Origin of the sequence: Cobetia sp. L2A1 (assembly GCF_009796845.1) — a bacterium.
Classification (GTDB): Bacteria; Pseudomonadota; Gammaproteobacteria; order Pseudomonadales; family Halomonadaceae; genus Cobetia.
Genome location: NZ_CP047025.1, coordinates 264,674 through 284,880, shown reverse-complemented (window position 1 = coordinate 284,880; position 20,207 = coordinate 264,674). Strand labels below are relative to the sequence as shown.

The 20,207-nt window shown below is 59.4% G+C and carries 18 protein-coding genes; 2 read left to right on the top strand and 16 right to left on the bottom strand.

The window, feature by feature from the left end; all coding sequences use genetic code 11:
* Positions 1–75: 75 nt before the first annotated feature.
* Positions 76–2,469 carry an FdhF/YdeP family oxidoreductase gene (locus GQR90_RS01315; RefSeq protein WP_158772565.1) on the bottom strand — a complete coding sequence of 798 codons (2,394 nt, stop codon included), beginning with the start codon at positions 2,467–2,469 and terminating at the stop codon, positions 76–78.
* Between the two features lie 123 nt (positions 2,470–2,592).
* Entirely contained in the window at positions 2,593–3,411 is an 819-nt protein-coding gene (locus GQR90_RS01310; RefSeq protein WP_158772564.1) for a formate dehydrogenase accessory sulfurtransferase FdhD, read from the bottom strand.
* Between the two features lie 339 nt (positions 3,412–3,750).
* Between GQR90_RS01310 and trhO the strand changes: the two genes are divergently transcribed.
* Complete coding sequence (gene trhO / locus GQR90_RS01305; RefSeq protein ID WP_158775221.1) at positions 3,751–4,797, top strand: oxygen-dependent tRNA uridine(34) hydroxylase TrhO; 1,047 nt, start codon at positions 3,751–3,753, stop codon at positions 4,795–4,797.
* Positions 4,798–4,912: 115 nt separating this feature from the next.
* On the opposite strand, the gene GQR90_RS01300 is transcribed toward trhO, so the two are convergent.
* From GQR90_RS01300 to GQR90_RS01265, 8 genes are all read right to left on the bottom strand, one after another.
* Complete coding sequence (locus tag GQR90_RS01300; protein WP_158772563.1) at positions 4,913–5,770, bottom strand: LysR family transcriptional regulator; 858 nt, start codon at positions 5,768–5,770, stop codon at positions 4,913–4,915.
* Positions 5,771–5,917: 147 nt separating this feature from the next.
* Positions 5,918–6,049 carry an entericidin A/B family lipoprotein gene (locus GQR90_RS01295; protein WP_158772562.1) on the bottom strand — a complete coding sequence of 44 codons (132 nt, stop codon included), beginning with the start codon at positions 6,047–6,049 and terminating at the stop codon, positions 5,918–5,920.
* A 222-nt stretch (positions 6,050–6,271) separates the two neighbouring features.
* A complete protein-coding gene (locus GQR90_RS01290; protein WP_158772561.1) occupies positions 6,272–6,403 on the bottom strand; it encodes an entericidin A/B family lipoprotein in 132 nt (43 codons plus the stop codon).
* 45 nt (positions 6,404–6,448) lie between these two features.
* Positions 6,449–6,583 (bottom strand): entericidin A/B family lipoprotein, encoded by a 135-nt coding sequence (locus tag GQR90_RS01285; protein ID WP_158772560.1) that lies wholly within the window; start codon positions 6,581–6,583, stop codon positions 6,449–6,451.
* Positions 6,584–6,645: 62 nt separating this feature from the next.
* Positions 6,646–7,641 carry a zinc-dependent alcohol dehydrogenase family protein gene (locus GQR90_RS01280; protein ID WP_158772559.1) on the bottom strand — a complete coding sequence of 332 codons (996 nt, stop codon included), beginning with the start codon at positions 7,639–7,641 and terminating at the stop codon, positions 6,646–6,648.
* A 190-nt stretch (positions 7,642–7,831) separates the two neighbouring features.
* On the bottom strand, positions 7,832–8,611 hold the full coding sequence (locus GQR90_RS01275) for a sulfite exporter TauE/SafE family protein (RefSeq protein WP_158772558.1): 780 nt from the start codon (positions 8,609–8,611) through the stop codon (positions 7,832–7,834).
* Positions 8,612–8,770: 159 nt separating this feature from the next.
* Positions 8,771–10,843: a TRAP transporter permease gene (locus GQR90_RS01270; protein ID WP_199269512.1), complete on the bottom strand. Its 2,073-nt coding sequence runs from the start codon at positions 10,841–10,843 to the stop codon at positions 8,771–8,773.
* A gap of 461 nt (positions 10,844–11,304) precedes the next feature.
* On the bottom strand, positions 11,305–12,312 hold the full coding sequence (locus tag GQR90_RS01265) for a TAXI family TRAP transporter solute-binding subunit (RefSeq protein WP_158772556.1): 1,008 nt from the start codon (positions 12,310–12,312) through the stop codon (positions 11,305–11,307).
* 329 nt (positions 12,313–12,641) lie between these two features.
* On the opposite strand from GQR90_RS01265, the gene GQR90_RS01260 reads away from it, so the two are divergent.
* Positions 12,642–13,070, top strand: coding sequence for an HIT domain-containing protein (locus GQR90_RS01260; protein WP_158772555.1), 429 nt, complete (start codon positions 12,642–12,644; stop codon positions 13,068–13,070).
* Positions 13,071–13,241: 171 nt separating this feature from the next.
* Here GQR90_RS01260 and GQR90_RS01255 read toward each other — a convergent pair whose 3' ends face one another.
* The 6 genes from GQR90_RS01255 to GQR90_RS01230 form a co-directional block, all read right to left on the bottom strand.
* A complete protein-coding gene (locus tag GQR90_RS01255; RefSeq protein WP_199269454.1) occupies positions 13,242–14,582 on the bottom strand; it encodes a nickel/cobalt transporter in 1,341 nt (446 codons plus the stop codon).
* On the bottom strand, positions 14,579–15,283 hold the full coding sequence (locus tag GQR90_RS01250; RefSeq protein ID WP_233266380.1) for a DUF1007 family protein: 705 nt from the start codon (positions 15,281–15,283) through the stop codon (positions 14,579–14,581). Before GQR90_RS01250 ends, GQR90_RS01255 begins: the two co-directional genes overlap by 4 nt.
* 131 nt (positions 15,284–15,414) lie before the next feature.
* Positions 15,415–16,896 (bottom strand): sigma-54-dependent transcriptional regulator, encoded by a 1,482-nt coding sequence (locus GQR90_RS01245; RefSeq protein WP_158772554.1) that lies wholly within the window; start codon positions 16,894–16,896, stop codon positions 15,415–15,417.
* Positions 16,897–16,898: 2 nt separating this feature from the next.
* Positions 16,899–18,899, bottom strand: a complete 2,001-nt coding sequence (locus GQR90_RS01240; protein ID WP_158772553.1) for a sensor histidine kinase — start codon at positions 18,897–18,899, stop codon at positions 16,899–16,901.
* A 43-nt stretch (positions 18,900–18,942) separates the two neighbouring features.
* Positions 18,943–19,371 (bottom strand): hypothetical protein, encoded by a 429-nt coding sequence (locus GQR90_RS01235; RefSeq protein ID WP_158772552.1) that lies wholly within the window; start codon positions 19,369–19,371, stop codon positions 18,943–18,945.
* Positions 19,371–19,982: a hypothetical protein gene (locus GQR90_RS01230; protein WP_158772551.1), complete on the bottom strand. Its 612-nt coding sequence runs from the start codon at positions 19,980–19,982 to the stop codon at positions 19,371–19,373. The genes GQR90_RS01235 and GQR90_RS01230 overlap by 1 nt, the downstream gene beginning before the upstream one ends.
* Positions 19,983–20,207: the final 225 nt, after the last annotated feature.

The following is a 20,207-nucleotide window of genomic DNA, read 5'->3' as shown; positions in this document are numbered from 1 at the left end:
CTCGCAGCACGGCTTTGTTGCATCGTTAACGCCCTGATTTTCGTAATGACCATCAACAACGCAAACGCCATATCGTCAGGCGATACGTGTACTGCGTTCCAGTCGAACGGGGACGGCTTTCGAGGAAGGCGTGCCGGTATCACTGCCATGACTTTCCAGCGCTATCAGCACATTGGTTTCCGGGTAGTACGCCCCGATACAGCCAGTGGGTATATCGTATTCGACCAATCGAAACTGAGGTGCGCGGCGCTCATGCCCATCAGGGCGCGGCTCACCCAGCATGTCGACCCAGTCACCGTTCGAATACCCGAGTCGCGCCAAATCCTGCGCATTGATGAAGATCACCCGACGTTGACCAGACACGCCACGATAGCGGTCGTTATAGCCATAGACAGTCGTGTTGTACTGATCATGACTGCGCATGGTCTGCAATGTCAGCCAGCCCTCGCGACGCGCTTGTTGCTGGTGAATCACAGCCTCTGGCAATGCGGCATGCCCAAACTCGGCCAGGCCACTGGCGGTCGGAAATGTCAGCGCTCGTACCGGGTTCGCGAGATGGAAGCCTCGCTTGTGTGCGAGGCGCGCATTGAATTCATCAAAGCCTGGAATGACGGCTGCAATCTCGTCACGAATCAGATCGTAATCTTCCGCCAGTGCTGACCAGTTCACCGGGTCACTCACGCCACGTGCCGGCAGCACGCGCGCCAGGGTCGCACCCGCAATCGCCGCGATGATGGCAGGCTCTGAGCGCAGTCCATCACTCGCAGGTGCCTTGATGCCGGCGCTGGAATGCACCATCGACATCGAGTCTTCGACACTGATGTGCTGGGAGGCAACAGATCCCGAGCGATCAATCTCACTGCGCCCGAGACAGGGAAGAATCAGCGCCTCGGTCTGCTCACCCATCACCAGATGGCTCCGATTGAGTTTGGTGCTGATCTGAACATTGAGCGTGAGCTGACGCATGGCAGCCTCGGTGCGCTCACTGTCCGGTGTCGCGCGGGTAAAGTTGCCGCCCAGTGCAATGAAGGTCTTTACCTTGCCCGCCTCCAGCGCGGCGAGGCTCTCGACCGTGTTGAAGCCGGCCTCACGCGGCATCGTTACGCCATAACGCGCTTCCAGTGCTGCGATCAGCGCTGCCGGTGCCTTCTCGTCAATGCCCATGGTGCGATCCCCCTGCACATTGGAGTGCCCGCGCACTGGACAGGCGCCTGCGCCCGGGCGTCCGAAGTGCCCGCCCAACAGCAGAAGATTGACGATCTCACGCACACTATCGACTGCGTGCAGGTGTTGGGTAATCCCCATCGCCCAGGTACAGATAACATTCTCGGCACCAGCATAGAGCTTTGCGGCCTCTTCCAATTCCTGACGGGAGAGGCCTGATTGATCGACGATAGCGCCCCATGACGTGGATTCCACTACCGCCTGCCAGGCCTCGACACCCTGTGTATAGGCGTCGATAAAGCCACGCGCACGCGTGAATTCGCCCTTTTCCTCAAGCGCAAACAGCGCCTTGGCCATGCCGCGCACTGCCGCCATATCACCGCCCATGCGCGGCTGATAGTAGCGCGAGCTGATGGTCTGACTAGAGAACGTCATCATCTCCAGCGGTGACTGCGGGTCAGCAAAACGCTCAAGCCCGCGCTCACGTAGCGGATTGAAGCTGACGATTCTCGCACCACGCCGTGAGGCGCGCCGGAGATCCCCCAGCATGCGCGGATGGTTGGTGCCGGGGTTTTGACCAAACACGAAGATGGCATCAGCGTGTTCGAAGTCCTCGAGCAGCACGGTGCCCTTGCCGACGCCAAGACTGGCCTTCATCCCGACACCACTGGCCTCGTGACACATATTGGAGCAATCCGGGAAATTATTGGTGCCGAACAAGCGCACGAACAGCTGATAAAGATAAGCTGCCTCATTACTGGCCCGCCCCGAGGTATAGAACAGCGCCTCATTCGGCGAGGTCAGCGCACCAAGATGCGTAGCGATGATATCGATGGCTTCCCCCCAACCAATCGCTACGTAGCGGTCACTGGCGGCGTCATAGCGCACCGGCTCGGTCAGGCGCCCCTGATCTTCAAGCATGAAGTCATCCCACTCCAGCAATTCACTGACGGTATGCTGCTTGAAGAAGCGCGGCGTTACACGCTTGGCAGTCACTTCCCAAGCGACCGCTTTCGCGCCGTTCTCACAGAATTCGAAGGACGAGCCATGCTCCGGATCCCCCCATGCGCACCCTGGGCAGTCAAAGCCCTTATCCTGATTGGCCTTGAGCAATGAACGCACACTCTTCCACGGCGCCTTCGAGTGTGTGACATGCCGCCCCACACTCTTGAGCGCTCCCCAACCTCCTGCCGGACCACCATAAGGGGCAATCCGGGGGTGACGTGTCTGCTGCGCATCCTCACGTGGCAGGCGCGCTGACTCATTGGCAGGAGCGAAGTTTTCGGGAGCGGCAGAATCAGTCATTTCAGTGTCCACTGGGATAAGAGGAAAAGCAGGGGAAGAAAAGATCAAGCAGATCGGCAAGCCCGCAAGAAGAAGCTGGCAGGAGTGAGCAGGTGGGAACCATCAACGACACTGATAGACGCCCTAGTCGAGATGGCGACCGTCAACATGACCACTCAACAATTCCAGGCGCTGACCACGATGAGCACAGATCAAGTTGAGATCACAGGCGCGTGCGGTTTCCACCGCCAGCCGTGACGGTACCGCCAGCGTCACCAGTGTGGGGATGCGTGCGCGGATGGTCTTCTGTACCAGCTCCAGACTGCAGCGACTGGAGACCAGCAACGCTTCTGGCCAGATGCCGCTATCGAGACTCATACCGATGACACGATCCAAGGCGTTATGACGACCGATGTCCGCACCCTGCGCTGTCAGCGACCCATCTGCGGCCAAACCAAGCGCTAGATGCATGCCGCGTCGCGATGCGCGATCAAGCCTCTCAAGCCCGCGCACAAGTGCCACAGGTGACAGCGCCGCGCGTGGCGACAAGCGGGTCAGTCCCGCCATCAACTCGGCTTCATCCTGCACGCCACAAGCGCCACAACTGGAAACAGAACTCTCGCGACGCTGGTGATGAGCGCCATTGCGTGCCAGTGACTCACTGACATCAAGACGAACGGCGAGACCGTGCCGCAAGCGCGACAGATGGATCGCCGTGACGTCATCCCGTCGCGTGATCCAACCTGCCGTAAAGGCATGGCCAAGCGCGAGGGGCTCAAGCGCTTCAGGACTGGCCAGTAGCGTGCCCATCGGCGTGTCATTGAGCGCCAGACTCACGGGCAGCTCCAATGGCCCTTCCAGCTCGCGTAGCGGCAGATCACGGGCATCCTGATAACCCATTTCAGACTGACGGCTGACAGCGGATGGATGACCCATCGCATCTTGATAGAGTAAATCACTCATTAAAGCACTCCGTTACCTATCGCATTGCCGTGGAATACCTCAGACATGCGCCACGCTAATTGGGAATATTCTAGGGTCATGCATCGATCGTGACCAATTGAGCCTTATCGCTTATTGATAGACACCCTCAATGAAACTACCACCGCGTACTCATACCATGCGCCAACACGCCGTAGTATTCGTTTGACCTCACACAGGAAATCCCCGCGTGAGTCGCGTAAAATATACCGCCACGTCTTTAGCAACACTGTGATTGCCCTGACTGCAGGGCAACGTTTTCACCATCCTGCTCCGGATTTACGATTCGGCTCGCACGAGGACACTATCCGCATGACCGACATGACACCTGTGACTCCAGACTCTGCCCCGCGCCCCAGTCCACTGGTACCTGCCCACGTGGTCTGCGCACTCTACAAGTTCGTCGCACTTGAAGACTTCGAGGCATTGCGCGACCCACTGCTGGCTGTCATGGATGAGCACAATATTCGCGGCACTCTGCTGCTGGCACGTGAAGGCATCAATGGCACGGTCTCCGGCTCACGCGCGGGTGTCGATGCACTGCTCGGATGGCTGACCGCCGACCCGCGGCTGGCGGAGCTCGATACCAAGCAGTCACTGACCGAGCAGGCGCCTTTCCTGCGTGCCAAGGTCAAGCTCAAGCGAGAGATCGTGACCATGGGCGTCGAGGGAATCGATCCGCGCCATACCGTCGGTACCTATGTAGAGCCGAAAGACTGGAATGCGCTGATTTCTGATCCAGAAGTACTGCTGATCGACACGCGCAACGACTACGAAGTGGAAGTGGGGACGTTTGAAGGTGCCGTCAACCCGAACACCACCGCTTTCCGCGACTTTCCCGAATATGTGTCGCGCGAGCTGGACCCGCAGAAGCACCGCAAGGTAGCGATGTTCTGTACCGGAGGCATTCGCTGTGAGAAATCGACGGCCTACCTCAAGGAGCAGGGCTTCGATGAGGTCTATCACCTCAAGGGCGGCATTCTGAAGTACCTTGAGGATGTGCCGGAGGCGGATACCCTGTGGCGCGGGGAATGCTTCGTCTTTGATGAACGTGTCACCGTTGATCATCAGTTGCGCCCCGGCCAGTACGACCAGTGCCATGCCTGCCGCCTGCCGATCACCGCCGAAGATCAGCAGAGCGAGCTATACCAGAAAGGTGTCAGCTGTCCGCGCTGCTATCACACACAGAGTGACGCACAGAAGAAGCGCTTTGCCGAGCGCGAAAACCAGATTCAGCTCGCGCGTGAACGCGGCGAAGCGCACCTGGGGATGGATGCCGTCGCACAGATGCAGGCCCGCCGTGAAGCCAAGCAGCAGCAACGCGATGCGGCACGTCTCGCTGCGCTCAAGGGCAACAAGAAGAGCTGAAGCCTCCTGATCGCCTCTGACCCTCATCAAAAAACCACCCTGTGAAGATGGGGTGGTTTTTTCAGGTCTGTCCATGAGTGTGCATCCGGGCTTCTGACGAGGAGGCAGGCTTCACCTAGCGCAGCAACTCCAGTACCGCTGACAGACGCCGACTGCGCTGCTGGCCTGCACGCCACAGGAGACCTACTGTCTCGCCATCGCCAGGCAAGCGCTGAGCAACCAGATTCTTGCCTAACCGTGCATCCGCCAACCCCTCTGCCAGTACACTGACACCCAATCCAGCCTCCAGCATCACGCCCAGAGCGGCAATCGAGTTCGCCTCCAGTAATGGCGACGGGCGCAGGCCCAGTCGCTCAAACTGCTGATTGAGTCGACGCCGTTGCTGCATCTCTGGCGTCAGCAGTACCAATGGATAGTCACGCAGGCAGCCCCATTCAGGTGCAGTCGGCAAACTGAAATGCTCCCGACTGGCAATCAGCGCCGAGTGCTCCTGATACAACGGTCGACAGGCAAAGCTACTCATCGCGGGAGCAGCAGGATAGCCGACCGCAAGATCCAGCTCGCCATCCTCCAACCCCTGCGCCAGCGATGAGGTAGATAGCTCACGCAGTCGCAATGACAATTGAGGATAGGCCTCACGCAGTCGCGGCAGAAAATCGCCCACTGCGCCGAGTGCCGACGGCACCACGCCCAGCGTCAAGCGCCCAGTCAGGACGGCACCTGGCGCCAAGTCTCCCTTTAGCTCATCCAGCTCGGCCAGAATGCGCCGGGCATGCGTCAGGACGCGCTCCCCTTCCGGCGTAAAACCTTCAAAACGATGTCCACGGATGACCAGCGCCGTTCCCAATTCCTCTTCAAGCTGCTTGAGGCGCGCCGATAGTGTCGGCTGGGTGACATGGCAGACCCGCGCCGCTCGTCCAAAATGGCGTTCACTGGCCAGGGCGACCAGAAAGCCTAGCTGACGATGATCCATGAGGAGCGACCTTTCATTGCAGAGAAGAGGGGGTGGACGGAGATTCAGACACAAAAACGCCCGGCTAAAGAGCCGAGCGTTTTCATCGTAGCTTCACCGACAGCGTGCCTGATGGGCAGCGTGGGTGATGCGGTAAAGCAGCTGTCGTTATTGGGCCGCGTCCTGAACCGCTTCACCGGCATGCTCGACATCCTGCCCGGCCCCATCAACGGTGTTGCAGCCAGACAGCGCCGCCAGAGTGAAGAAAGACGCGAAAATCAGTGCGATGGTGCGAGTCATGGCCATGCTCCTTTGCGTGAACATCGAAAGCGATATTCGCCATCAATGCTCTGTCGTGATGAATATCATGAATTCTGTCGTTCGGCACGCCATAACACGTGCCAGCAATAGATATCTTGGGCCAGCCTGCTGGCTTTCAAGGGGGCCGAGTTCATGTTTTATTCATCTCGAGGGGGATGCCCCGCCCAGCATCATCAGCACACTACCCTTCCCCCAGCCTCATCAACTGGCAGAATTTTCGATTGAACCACCCAGATGCTCGAGATCTTGCCCAAAGCCTTCCACGGTATTGCAGCCACCAAGAAACAGGCTGAACAGGAGTGCAGAGCCGGTCATCATCATGAATCGTCGCATAGGTATTCCTCTGTTCAACAGGTGTGTCGAGACATGGAGCTGGACTCAGCTGGCCGCGTTATCGATCTTCCCGCCTAGATGCTCGAGATCCTTGCCGAAACCGGCCACCGTATTGCAGCCCGTCAAGGCCACGCTTGCCACCAATAGCGCGACAATCATCAAGCGAGTCACGTGCATCATGCCAGTCCCTGATCAATGTTCAACGCTGTTATGACAGCTCGGCAGCCCAAAGGTGCCAGATCTCAGCGATTCACCAGCAGGATCTTGCCCAGTGCGTCGCCTGATTCAATCAGTGCGTGTGCCTTGGCAATATCACGGAAGCTGAACTGATGCTCGTCGAGTAGCGGACGCACCGCGCCGGCTTCCAGCATCTCGCTCAGCGCGTTGAGCAATGCAGGCTGGTCATCCATGCCAATCCCCGTCAGTAGCGGTATGGAGCGGAAGATGACATGCAGTGACAGGTTCTTGGCATGTAACTGACTCAAGTCATGCGTCGAACGGGTGTTGATGGAGCATAGACGACCCGAGGTGGCGGTCGCCTCGATGGAGCGGTCGAGGTTATCACCACCTACGGTGTCGAAAACCAGATCAAAACCACGACCAGAGGTCAGGCGTGCCACATATTCGCTGACGGTTTCTTCACGATAGTTGATGACTTCATCGGCACCCAGTTGGCGCGCCAATTCGGCCTTTTCATCGCTGGAGACCGTCGTGGTGACCTTCGCGCCCAGATACTTGGCAATCTGGATGGCAACATGACCTACCCCACCGGTACCGGCGTGAATCAGTACATTCTCGCCTTCCTTGATCTGACTGCGCGAGACCAGCGCCACCCAAGCGGTCAAGAAGACCAATGGCAGTGCTGCACACTCTTCCAGCGTCAGTGCCGCAAGACTCGGGCGCTTCACGATGACACGCGTATCGGCAATCATGAAATCAGCCAGTGCGCCCTGCCAGCCCTTCACCCCACCAGCACAACCCAACACCTCGTCACCGACCGAGAAGTCACTCACGCCTTCCCCGATGGCATCAATCACGCCTGCCACATCACCGTTGAGAATGGCTGGAAAATCAGGATGTGACTTGACCAGTCCGCTGCGCAGCTTGGTCTCGATAGGGTTGATGCTAGAGGCCACCACCTTGATGCGTACCTGACCACGCCCTGGGGTTGGTGTATCCACCTCGCGCTCTACAAACACCTCGGGACCGCCGTACTGCTCGATGACCATGGCTTGCATGAGTGAAGACTCCTGAACAATGAAAAAAGAGGGGCGCCGTAACAACTCATGACGGCATCGTGATAAACGGTTGTCTGTGTGCTGCTACCGGTATGTCGCGAGAGTACCAGACGTTCAAATACTGCGAGCTTACTCCGAGTCAGGCACAAGGTCTGTAGACGACAAGGAGCAGATCGGCGGGCAAGGCGAATCAGGTCAGCAAGAGACGCAACACGATAATGAAAATCACCGCCACCGTCAGCCATTTGACCCAGCGTGCGCCTGCCGGACTCATGTTGACCCGCGCACCCAGGAAAGCACCACTCATGTTGCCGAGCGCCAGCACCAGCCCGAAGGCCCAGCGTACCTGTCCATCAAGCACGAACACCGCCAATGCAGGCAGGGTGTACATCAGTACGATGAAGACCTTGAAGACATTTACCTGCGTGAGATCGATTCGTAGCAACCGATAGAGCACTACGATAAACAGCACCCCGACGCCGACCTGAATGAAGCCACCATAGATGCCGATGCCGAACATCGCGACCAGAACGGTCGGCGTGATGCGCTCCTTCGTCAGCTCGCGGGTATCGAGTGTCGGGGTCGGCAACAGCATCAATACCGAACACACCACCATCACCACGATCAGCACACTCTCGAATGCCTCGGCACTGATACGCGTCGCCATCCAGGCACCCAACATGGCGCCTACCACTGCCGGTAACGCCAGCCGCCAGGCGACACCCATGTTGTGCGCGCCAGCACGCAGGAAAGTGCTAGTGGCGGTGGCACTCTGCAACGCAATCGCGACCCGATTGGTAGCGTTGGCCTGCGCTGGTGGCAGCCCCAGGAACATCAACAGCGGCAGCGTCAGCATCGAGCCGCCAGCAGACAGCACATTGATGAACCCGGCAACACCGCCCAGCGCAATCAGCGCCAGAACACTACCGACATCCAACCCCACCGCCAAGCCTGCAACTTCAGATGCCATGCATATCTTCCTTGTCCAAGCATGAAATGAACATTCACCAATGGTGTCCCAAGCGCACGATGCCCGGCATCACTGCCCCTGATGAGGGAAAGTGATGCCGGGCATCGTGCATACCGTATCAATCAGTCTTTCCTATCGATCATGTGACGCGCCAGAGAATCAGTGCGCCAGCGCTGCCTGCCGATTGCTCTGACGAACACTATACGTCAGCACCAACAGGAAGACGGCCAATCCGCCCAGATCCACTGCCAGCATGTCATGCGGCCACAGCATCAGTGCACCCAGCGGGAACATGGCCAGACGTAGCCACCACGGCAACTCATGCTCGAGATAGCCTTCCATGCCCGCCACGATAGCGTAGATACCGAACAGCGCGAACACGAAGACCGTCAGCATCTCGCCGATGTCCCCTGAAATCAGCGGACTCCATGCGAACAGCAGCGGCACGATATACAGCCCCTTGGCAATCTTCCAGGCCGTCAGCCCCGTCTTCATCGGTGGCGTCTTGGCAATCGCGGCGGCCGCGAAGGCGGTCAGACACACCGGCGGTGTCACGTTGGAATCCTGAGACAGCCAGAAGATGATCATGTGGGCACTTACCAGCGCCATGGCCAGAGCATGGGGCGACAGCGCCTGCTCATACAGCTGACTCTGGAAGGTATCCGGCACCAGTGCCAGCAACTCACGCGCCGCATCCATGTTCATCGGTGCGCCCAGCAGGTCCAATTTGTCAGGGGCCGCCAGCATGAAGATCGCCTTGGCCTGATCCGGCAGGTTACCTGCTGCAAGCAAGTCCACCAGCTGAGAATGAGCGATCAAGTTATACAGTGCCGGCGCAGACAGAGTCGCCAGCACGATATAGGACGCCGTCACCGGCAAGCCCATTCCCAGAATCAACGAAGCCAATGCCACCAGAATGATGGTGATCAGCAGGCTACCGCCGGCCCAATCGGTGATCATCAACGAGAAGATATTGCCAATACCGGTGGTAGACACGACATTGACGATCAGTCCGACAGTAATCAACAGCACCGCCGTCGTTGTCATGTTGCGCACGCCGGACAGCATGGCATCAAGAATATCAGCGACCTTCATCGGGTTCTTCGACAGCCACGAGGCCACGATGACAGACAGGATCGCGATACCGGCGGCATAGGTCGGTGTGAAGCCGTAGATCAGCGCGCCCACCAGCACCACCAGCGGCGCCAGGTAGTGCCAGCCATCCTTCAACACGTCCTTGAGACGCGGACCTTCAGGATCATCCAGCGCCGTGGCGTCAGAACGCTTGGCTTCGATACGCACGAACATCGCGACAGACAGGAAGTAGAGCAGTGCCGGCAATGCTGCCACGCCGACGATGGTCAGATAAGGCACTTGAGTGTAAGACGCCATGATGAAGGCGCCTGCGCCCATGACGGGCGGCATCAGCTGGCCACCGGTAGAGGCTGCAGCCTCAACGCCTGCCGCGAAGCGCGCAGGGAAGCCCGCACGCTGCATCAGGGGAATCGTTATCACACCGGTAGAAACCGTATTGGCGACACTGGAACCGGACACCGATCCCATCAGGCCAGAGGCGAACACGGCCACGAAGCCCGGGCCACCCTTGAATCGACCCGCCGCGCAGCGCGCCAGATCAATGATGAAGTCACCTGCACCGGACTTGACCAGGAAGGCGCCGAACAGGATGAACATGAACACGAAGGACCAGGAGATGCGTGCAATCGACCCCAGCATCCCTTCGCCACCGATGAAGCTTCTGAACAGCACTGTCTCCCAGGTCAGGCCCGGGAAGTTGAATACGCCGCCGACATACTTGCCCCACCAGGCCACGTAGGTCAGCGCGATCAGACACAGCACCGGAATGAACCAGCCGGTGGTGCGGCGTGCGAACTCAAGAATCAGACCGACAGCGACGATGGAGACCACCCAATCAGCAGTGGAGAACACCACACCGCGATCATAGAGCGCATCCTCAAAGCCGATCAGATACAGCCCACACGCCAATGCCGCCAGCCCGAGCACGATATCTACGCCTAGCACCCAGCGCTTGCCACTATCACTCGCAGGCGTGAGCATCGGGATGGTCAGCGCGCACAACAGGCCAAACAGGCCGAAGTGCAGCGCACTGACCCATAGCTCCGACAGGGTAGAAAGCGTGTTGAAGTACAGGTGTGCGAAGCATATGACAATGGAGAGCACGAAGACGGCACGCCCCAACCAGGGCAAATCCATACGCCACGGTGCGGCTTCGGCGGACTCGTCACGCACACCGGAAAGATCCGGCACATCAGACGAAATATCAGGAGAGTGGGAAGGCTCTGGCGAGCGAGAATCATGCATGGCGGTGCCTCGGGACAGGTTCAGGCAGCGAAGGCGAAGCATCGACTTAACGATGTACGCGCAGGCTTGCGAAGGTAGAGCGGGTCTCAATGCTGATGCTTGAGCCTGAGCATCAGACTCGTATGCATTGCTCTGGCATCAGGCCGGCAATGGTTATTGGATATGGCTTATCAATACGCCCTCGTGAATGAGGGCTCATTGATAAGCATGTCTTGCGAGTCCGGCGGCGTACTGCCAAAAATGCGTGGCGCCACTCGCCGAAAGGTATGTGACGACTGCCCTGCCCTCACCGAATGCTCAGAAAGCAACCGATGAAGGCAGGTTCAGCCGTTAAAACAGCCGTCAGGCAAGGATCACTCGGCAATCAGACGTGCCGGAATCTCGATGCCCTGTTCCTTGAAGTAGCGCGCAGCGCCCGGATGCAGCGGCAACGGCAAGCCCACGATGGCCTTGTCCAGCGCCATCGCCTTGGTGGCCGGGTGGATGTTGTTCAAGAACGGCAGGTTCTCGTACATGGTCTTGGTGATCTGATAGACGTCTTCTTCGGAGACATCATCACGCACGACCAGGATGTTCGGCTGGGCAATGGTATTGATCGCCTTGGTCTGACCCGGATAGGTGTCAGCGGCAATTTCGTAAGGTGTCCACAGCTCGAACTCGGAATTGACCTTGGCCAGCTGCTCTGCGGTGAAGTCCAGTGTGGTGATCTCGTCACCCAGGTTGGCGTAAGCACGTGTCACGGCGGAGGCCGGTGCGCCGGCGGGGATATTCATGCCATCGATATTGCCGTTCTGCATGGCATCGGCGCTCGGGCCGTAACCCATGTAGGCCAGGTTGATCTTGCTGGTATCCACGCCCAGCTGATCAAGGATGTAGAGACCAGAGCCTTCAGTACCGGAGTTCTTCTTGCCGATCGAGAAGCTTTCACCGTAGAAGTTGGTCATGTCATCGATGGTGCCGGTCTTGACTTCATCATTGCGTGCCACGAAGTGCTCGACGTTCTGCCACAGCATCGAGATGCTACGCAGGTTCTTGTGCGCCTTGTTGACCGGCGGAGTGCCATTCCATGCCCAGGCGCCATAGAGGCCCTGGATGATGCCGAACTGAGCCTGATCTTCATCCATCAGCTTGAGATTCTCACCGGACCCGGCAGACGAGATCGCAGAGACTGAAATGCCGTTGGTCGGCTCAAGCTTGACCTTGATCAGCGTGGACAGTGCCACCCCGACCGGATAGAAGGTGCCGCCAGTGGTGGCGGTACCCATGATGTAACTGCCTTCCGCCTGGGCTACGGCACTGAGACCAAGAGAGGCTGCGATGGCGAGACCGAGACCGGCCTTGAGGAACTGGCGCTTTTGCATGGAATGACTCCTTGGCGAACCTGCCGGGACGCAGGCTTGGCATTTATTGTTGGAAGTGGTGAAACACGATGGCACTGCTGCGCTGGCGGCTGGACGTTGTCAGGCGCGTGCTCCGTCTCGATTGAAGACTAGCAAGTCATGGCCGCCCGCGGTATGTGGCGATGGGGGCATTGCGTCAGCGCTGAGTCGACGCAGAGGATTCATCAAAGTGGCAGGATTCTGCCGGTTTGGTCACACTGACGGCAGTCAGACGTATAGCTGAAAGGATTGCTGGCAGAACTGATGGCACGTCCCGACGCCCGACAGCATCGCGATATAGAGGAGAAACGATGAACGATTTCTACCTGCACTCAAGACTGGAAGCAGACACTCACTTCGTGGCCGATCTGGCACTTTGCAGCGTGCGTCTGATGAATGATTCGCGCTATCCCTGGCTGATGATGATTCCACGACGTGCCGATATCCGAGAGGTCTATGAGCTGGACAGTACCTCCCAGAACCAGCTGTGGCATGAAACCACGTTGCTGGGCGAGCTGCTGATGCAGGTCAGTGGCGGCGAGAAACTCAACATTGGCACGCTGGGCAATGTCGTCTCGCAGCTGCACGTGCACGTGATCGCCCGCAGCAGCGATGATGCCACCTGGCCGGGCCCGGTGTGGGGCGTAGGCCGTCCGGAAGCCTACGATAGCGAAGCACTGACGGTGCTGATTGATACGCTACGCATGAGGATTGCCGAGCTGCCGAGCTATTCCTTCTAGCCAAGCTATTCCTGCTGGCCAAGCCACTGGCCATGTCTTGTCACCAGCCCCTTGCTGACGGCTCTTGCGGCAAGCTTTTGCCATCGAAAAACAGAGACGGGGCCCACAAGGGCCCCGTCTCTGTCGATGAAAGTATCGCGACTCTCTGTCATTGCCGTACCACTGGCGGGATCACCGTGACACCTCCTCCTCTGAGGATGAAGAGCTGGTAAATGACGAACGCTCGCCTGACGCCGCGCCAGGAACAAGCGATGTCGACGAGAGTGGCTGGGAAGCGAGTGGTTCGGAGACAATGGGGGCTGACGCACCCTGTGCCGGAAGCCCGAACGGCGAGGCACCTCGACCGGTCGGCGACTCCATGGCCTTGAGGCTGCTGGCCACCAGCAAGGCGCCGAATACGCTGATGATGATGCCACCCACCAATCCGATCAGCCCAGCCCAGGGCCAGCGGCGCAAGTCAGAACGTGAGTTGCCGCCCTCCTTGCCCAGACGTGCACCCGCCGCCGCTAGACGGCCGCTGGCTTTCATGAGAAGGGTTGCCATCGCGACACTCCCCACCGTAAGCGCCGTACCCAGCGACATTGCCAACACAGCAAGCACGCCACTGCCGACCATGCCCAGCGCCAGTGCTGCCAACAAGACCAGAATCGCACCGGAACACGGTCGCAGCCCGATGGCCAGCACTGCCATTCCCATGGTGCGCCAATCACCGCTGGCCTGCTCTGCCGTCACACCATGCGCATGCCCACAGCCACAGTCGTGGTCGTGCGAGTGGCTATGTGTATGGTCGTGGTCGTGGTCGTGAGAAGGATCATGCGAGTGACTGTTTGAATGGTCGTGATCGTGCAAATGTCCGTGAGAGTGACCGTGCGAATGATCTTGTGCACGATTCTGTGCAGACGCCTGCGCAGAGAGCCGAGCCGCTCGCCAACATCCGCGGGCCGCGCGCAGTATCAGCAACACCCCCAGCAACAGCACGCCGATGTGACTGAGTAGCGTGACCTTCTCGACCTGCCCGAGCACCTCACGCCCGGCCCAACCGAGCAATCCAGCCCCCAGTCCGACCAGCGCCAGTGCACTGACGCCTTGCATCAATGCTGCCAACAGCGACAACCACAACGCGCGACGACGGGCCACCGGCTGACTGGCCAGCAGAGTGCTGATGACGACCTTGCCATGCCCGGGACCCGCGGCATGCAGCACACCATAGGTGAAGGAGATACCGATCAATGCCCAGGGCGTGCCTGGATGAGCAGCCAGCTCGCTCATGGCACGACCCAGCGAGCGTTGGAAGCGCGATTGCTCAGCGAATATCCAACCCAACGCCTCCCCCCAGCCCTGCACCAGACTCGGCCACACCAGCATGCCCAGCACGACCAGGCCACAGGCTATCGCCAACACTCCTGCCCATTGGCGACCGCGAGAAGAGGCAGGCTTCATGAGACTGTCGCGCATGCCCTTGAGACTTTTGACATCTGCCAGACCACTGGAATCTTCCGACCCATGACTCATTGAGTGGCCTCGCAATGCACACTGCCGACTTCGGCGAAATATTGACCAAGATCCATCGGTGCAGTGGCATTGATATCCAGCATCGACGCCTCCGCCACCTTCTGGGGATCAGGATCCGCGGGCTTGATGCTCGGCGTACAGTTCAATGGCGAAGCCTGTGATTCCAGCCCACTGATGACCAGTCCCTCCTTGATGGCGATGGCATCCGGGTCGTGCAGAATCTCAATGTAATAAGTGGGGTCATAGATGCGATAGCTGAGCGTATGCCCTGCCATGGGGATAGGTTTGTCCAGCGGCAACTCCATCTGGAAAGCGACCCGCTCGCCCTTGAGCCAGGTGGTCTGGTTGTTCGCCTTTCCCAGCGCGACTGGTGCGCCATCCAGGGTGACATGGGTGTAATACTCAAATTGCGAGAGATTGGCGAGAATCTCGTTGCCCAAGGCATCGAGGCGCTGCTCCATGCTGGAGTCGTCCTCAAGCGCCGCCAGCTCCTGGCGCAGGGTCAGGCTATAGAACGGATCAAGCAACCAGTACTGACGCAGGGCAACCGCCCGCCCCTGATCATCGAGACGCAAGGTGACACGCAGATCGACCCAACCATGAGGGTGCGCAGCCGCCGGCTGACTGACGCCCAGCAAGGCGATCGTCAGCAAGGGCAACAGCAACGCCATGCAGGCGTTGCGATAGACAGCAACAGACATCGAAAGACTCCGAGCAGGACGAATGAAAGAATTCAGGAAAGGGGAAGAGACGAGAAGGAATCACGTCCGACGGCGATGATGTTCACGAAACGACTGGCACAAAACGTTACCTTATAACATAGGCAGATGCATCACTCTCCCGAGGTATCGCCACCTTGGCGAAAGCTGTCACGACGCAATCCATATTTGTGCATCTTGAGATTCAGCGTTCGTCGCGGCAATGCCAATTCCTCCAGTACCAGTGCGATATTGCCGCGTGCGCGCTGAAGAGCAGCGCGAATCAGTGTCGCCTCAAATAGTGCCACCTCAGCGGCAAGCCCAGTCGACTCATCCTCCTCGTCATGCTCCCCTCCGCTGGTCTTCGGGGTAGGCGCACTCTCACCCAACACCACTCGTCGACTGGCCAGCTGACGAAGCTGCCACAGATTGCCGGGCCAATCAGCCGCCATCATCGTCGCAAGCTCTCCTGCAGCAAAGGACACCTCTGGCACCTGATGCACCTCTGCTGCCTGACGACTGAAATGCGCCATCAACAACGGGATATCCTCACGTCGTTCACGCAGCGGCGGAGTACTCAACTCGATGTCAGCCAGTGCGTGTCCCAGCGTCAGACCCACGGCGCTACTGGCCGTCAGATCACTCACGCCATGGCTGGCACTGCATACCAGTCGAGGCGACTGGCGCCCGGCATGGGGCTGAGTCGCCAACCAGCCTTCCAGTCCCTGCCACTGCTCATCCGTCAGACCACTGACTTCATGCAACAGCAGCGTCGTGGCATCAGGTGCCGCTGCCAGAGCTTCATCAATGGCATCTGACAGTGCCTGAGCACCTCGCTCATCACCGGCCAGCAAACGGCACTCCACCTTGGCCAACAGCACGTGTTCCGCCACGCTGCCATCATTGCGCGCGGGCTCAGAGTGGGCGGTCGCATGTGGTGCAGCGTGTTCGGCCAGCGCGAGCGCCGTTGCCGTGCGCCCGCTACCGGGCTCACCCGTGATCCAGAGACGCGCCGGGCGGCCGCGCAACTCCAGCAACTGGTCACGCAGCTGGCGTATCTTCGGACTCTCGCCACGGAGCAGGCCGCTCAGGCCCCGGACACTCAGGCGGCGGCGCAGGCGCTGGTTTTCGTCGCTCAAGCGGCGTCCTGCCAGCGCCTGGCGCAGCTTCAGCTCAAGCGCCTCCGGGTCGAACGGCTTCTCGATGAAGTCGCGAGCGCCTCTTTGCATGGCCGTTACCGCCGTGGCGATATCGCCGTGGCCCGTCATCATCAATACCGGCAACTCCGGTGCGGCGAGCGCAAGTCGAGAGAGCAGCGTCATGCCATCCATGCCCGGCATGCGAATATCGCTGATTACCACACTGACCGGCTCACCGGCGGCCAGCGCCTCCAGCAGCACCTCTCCACGGCTGAAACAGCGGAGCGACAGCTCAGCCAGCTCCAACCATTGTGACAGTGACTCGCGCACGGCCGGATCATCATCCACCAGCCAGATGGGTGCCTCTCGCGTCAATTCACTGTCATGAGTCAGGCGCTGCTCTGCCGCAGAAAGGCCATCTGTACGCAGTGCATCACCACGCAAGCCATCTGCGGATTCGTCAGAAAATTCATGCATGCTCAAGACATCTCCGAGGGTATCGGCTCTGCATCGTCACGCCGCAAGAGTGCGGTCGACGCGGTGTCCGGCGTGCGCAACCACAACTCAAAGACAGCGCCTTCCAATGGTGGCGGCCACGAGGCTGAAGAAGGCAGTGGTGACGATGCCATATTGTCAGCCAGCCGCAGAGCGCCGCCGAGATCTCGTGCCATGCCGTAGCTCAGGAACAATCCCATCCCCATGCCTTCGCCAATTTCGCGGGTCGTGATGAACGGATCGAACAACGTGGCGCGCAGCGACGGATCAATCCCGGGACCATTGTCTTCAATACGCAGGCAACCGCCCGCCTGACCCTCGAAAAAGACAATATTCGACCACGCCTGCCAGCGAAGACGTAAGCGTGGTGCCTCACTCATCACTCCTTCCGCGTGCTGACGATCCAATGCATCCAGCGCATTGCGAAGTAGATTGGTCAGTAGCTGCTCAAGACGTCTCTGCTCACCGATGACCTCTAGCCTATCGGTGAGCCCCTCGCGCTCGACCGTGATCCCGAGCTGCGATAGCCGTGCGTCGAGTAGCTCCAATGCGAAGTCTATTCGCGGCATCAGTGCCAACGGTACCGGAGGCTGCTGGCTAGCAGGGCGTACGAATACGCGCAGCTGACGAATCATGTCACCCAGGCGTTCAGACAGCTCAGCGATACGCGCAAAGTTAGCCCCTGCCATCTCGGCAACGCGAGGTGCCTGCTCCGGCAGTGAAACACCTCGCGCCAGCAACTTGCTGCCACTGGCCGCGTAGGTACGAATGCCGACCAGTGGCTGATTGAGCTCATGCGCGATGCCCGCAGCCATCGTGCCGAGTGCCGCCAGCTTGCCGGCTTGCACCAGCTCATCACGCGTGGCTTCCAGCTCGCGGGAGCGCTCAGCCACCCGGTCCTCGAGCCGCTCATTGATCTCACGCATGACATTGGCTTCGCGTCGAATCAGGCGTAGACGCGCCTGCCGCTCACGCATCCACAGCGCTATCAGACCGAGACCAAACAATGCCATGAGCCCAACCAGAACAGCATTGCGCGCCTGGGCATAAAGTGGCCGCAATGGCATCAGAAAATGCAGCTGCCATTCGAGAGGCCCACTGAACAAGGACTCATCCAGATAACGCTGCCCGACAACAGTAGAGGGGAGCATCGCGGAATCAACCTCTCGCCCGCCTCCGTTATCACCTAGTACCAGGCTGCCATCTTCGAGTGAGCGCGACAGCGGTGTCAGTGGCGCACCACGGAATTGCTGCTGAGTGCGGATATTGCTCATCGCAACGGGTGTCAGCGCCGCCAGTGCGCGATACTTCCAGCTACGCCGCGACGCCAGCAACACAACACGATTGGCATCCGCGAGCAGCACCGTCTCACCTGCTTGCCGCCAGGTATCCTCAAGCGCCTCCAGCGAGACCTTGACCACCAACACGCCCAACGGTTGATTCTCTGCCCCCATGACGGGTGCAGACACAAAATAACCGGGACGGCCGGTGGTATTGCCCACCGCAAAGAATTCACCGCGCCCGCCCGCAATGGCATCGATGAAGTAGGGACGATAGGCATAACGATGACCGACAAAACTATCCGCTTGATCGAAGTTGCTCGCTGCCAGCGTCAGCCCCTGGCTGTCGGTCAGGAAGATAGCGGCGGCCCCGGACTCCTGCGCGACCCGCCGCAGATGCCAGTCCAGACTGTTTTCACTGGCGTCATCATCTGAGACAAGCGGACTGGAGGCCACCTCATCAAAAGCGGCACGCACGCGCGGCTGCCGCGCCAAGAGGTTCGGCAGCCATTGGAAACGTGACAGCTCGGCATTGAGAGTACTGGCATAGAAATGCAAGCGCGTAGCGGCGTGTTGACGGGCATCACGCTCCCCGCGTGAAAACTCCCAATGCCAGAGGGCAAACAGCGCTACCAGCCCCACCAGAAGACTTGCGGTCAGCGCGAGCCACACCAAGCGGCGATGGCGCAATGCACTTAGTGGCATGGCGCACGCTGCTTGCGGCTGCAGCCGCTCACCCCACCATTTGTCACGGAACGCCAATCACTGGCACGGTGCGGGCGTCAAGCGACACTGCAACGTCCACCAGCAGGTTATCGAGGCGACCTGGCGCGATATCGGCACCATTGCTGTCACCGGTGACACTGAGACGAATCTGACCGTCGACCTCACTGACCCAGGCCTCGAGCATCAGCGGCGGACGTGCGGCAAAGCTGGCGTCGAGACGTTCCAGATCAGGGTCCGCGCGATCAATGATGAAGCCGCGCTCGGCAAGCGTCGTCAGTAGCGTGACGAACACCTGCTGCGAGGTCAGCGCCCCGCTGTTCGGCACGATGACAGCGGTACGAGAATCAGGTGCGTGGGTGGGCTGCGTCATGCAACCACTCAGCACGAGTAGACCAACTCCCATCGCAAGGCATGCCATGCGGCGCAGCGGTGTCAGGACACGAACTTTCATCAGCGAATCTCCCGTGGGTCACGGCCTGCAAGTGCGGCAGCCAACTGCCGCTCTATCTGCTGGCAGCCATCCATGAAGTTCTGAGAACGGGCGTCGATGACGTAGCCGCCCTGATTGATGACCTGCTCATCACGGATCACCCGGACACGCTCGTCCGGGGCGACCAACGAGATGCGCTCAAAACTGACCGGGTCATCGCGATAGACATCGTTGCCGACACCCACACCTACTCCGCGCCCAGCTGCCACGCCATAGCCAACAGAGAGGCCTATACGAGAACCGAAGGGACCACTGATGGCACCCAACCCCGGCTGATCAACCTTGCGTTCGCCGGTCACGACACCGAGTGTCTGCTCGCTCTCGCGCACTTTATAGCCGCGCGCTTCAACGACCTGAGTCGCTGCCCGTAGCCACTGAAGCGCATCACCCTGACGCGGAAAGATGCACGCCTCAGGCAGGCCGGTACTTTCTTGAGCCGCGAGTGGGTCCTGCGGAGCGAATACAGAACAGCCGCTCAGCAACAGCAAGCTGACAGCAGTCAATGCCATACGCGGCGCTTGCCAACAAGCGCGGGGCGATAGAAAGCGGAGTGCGGTAAGTCGGTGGGACATGCGGACATCTCCTGCCAGCCCACGAGCAAGGCGCTATCTCGCTATTCTTCATGCGAAACGCGTCAAAGGCGCTAGACTGACACATAAGTCTTGTATGATTGCTGCATAACTTTATTGTCATGCACTCAATAGGCCACTGACCTTCATCTTAGCGCTCAGCCGACACAGCGCCTACCTCACCAGCGCTGCAACACCGACTTCTTGCGCGCCAATGGCCCGCAATGT

Coding starts and splice junctions, on each gene's coding strand:
- GQR90_RS01315 (WP_158772565.1), bottom strand. CDS start 2,469: ATGACTGATTCTGCCGCTCCCGAAAACTTCGCTCCTGCCAATGAGTCA.
- GQR90_RS01310 (WP_158772564.1), bottom strand. CDS start 3,411: ATGAGTGATTTACTCTATCAAGATGCGATGGGTCATCCATCCGCTGTC.
- trhO (WP_158775221.1), top strand. CDS start 3,751: ATGACACCTGTGACTCCAGACTCTGCCCCGCGCCCCAGTCCACTGGTA.
- GQR90_RS01300 (WP_158772563.1), bottom strand. CDS start 5,770: ATGGATCATCGTCAGCTAGGCTTTCTGGTCGCCCTGGCCAGTGAACGC.
- GQR90_RS01295 (WP_158772562.1), bottom strand. CDS start 6,049: ATGACTCGCACCATCGCACTGATTTTCGCGTCTTTCTTCACTCTGGCG.
- GQR90_RS01290 (WP_158772561.1), bottom strand. CDS start 6,403: ATGCGACGATTCATGATGATGACCGGCTCTGCACTCCTGTTCAGCCTG.
- GQR90_RS01285 (WP_158772560.1), bottom strand. CDS start 6,583: ATGATGCACGTGACTCGCTTGATGATTGTCGCGCTATTGGTGGCAAGC.
- GQR90_RS01280 (WP_158772559.1), bottom strand. CDS start 7,641: ATGCAAGCCATGGTCATCGAGCAGTACGGCGGTCCCGAGGTGTTTGTA.
- GQR90_RS01275 (WP_158772558.1), bottom strand. CDS start 8,611: ATGGCATCTGAAGTTGCAGGCTTGGCGGTGGGGTTGGATGTCGGTAGT.
- GQR90_RS01270 (WP_199269512.1), bottom strand. CDS start 10,843: ATGGATTTGCCCTGGTTGGGGCGTGCCGTCTTCGTGCTCTCCATTGTC.
- GQR90_RS01265 (WP_158772556.1), bottom strand. CDS start 12,312: ATGCAAAAGCGCCAGTTCCTCAAGGCCGGTCTCGGTCTCGCCATCGCA.
- GQR90_RS01260 (WP_158772555.1), top strand. CDS start 12,642: ATGAACGATTTCTACCTGCACTCAAGACTGGAAGCAGACACTCACTTC.
- GQR90_RS01255 (WP_199269454.1), bottom strand. CDS start 14,582: ATGAGTCATGGGTCGGAAGATTCCAGTGGTCTGGCAGATGTCAAAAGT.
- GQR90_RS01250 (WP_233266380.1), bottom strand. CDS start 15,283: ATGTCTGTTGCTGTCTATCGCAACGCCTGCATGGCGTTGCTGTTGCCC.
- GQR90_RS01245 (WP_158772554.1), bottom strand. CDS start 16,896: ATGCATGAATTTTCTGACGAATCCGCAGATGGCTTGCGTGGTGATGCA.
- GQR90_RS01240 (WP_158772553.1), bottom strand. CDS start 18,899: ATGCCACTAAGTGCATTGCGCCATCGCCGCTTGGTGTGGCTCGCGCTG.
- GQR90_RS01235 (WP_158772552.1), bottom strand. CDS start 19,371: ATGAAAGTTCGTGTCCTGACACCGCTGCGCCGCATGGCATGCCTTGCG.
- GQR90_RS01230 (WP_158772551.1), bottom strand. CDS start 19,982: ATGTCCCACCGACTTACCGCACTCCGCTTTCTATCGCCCCGCGCTTGT.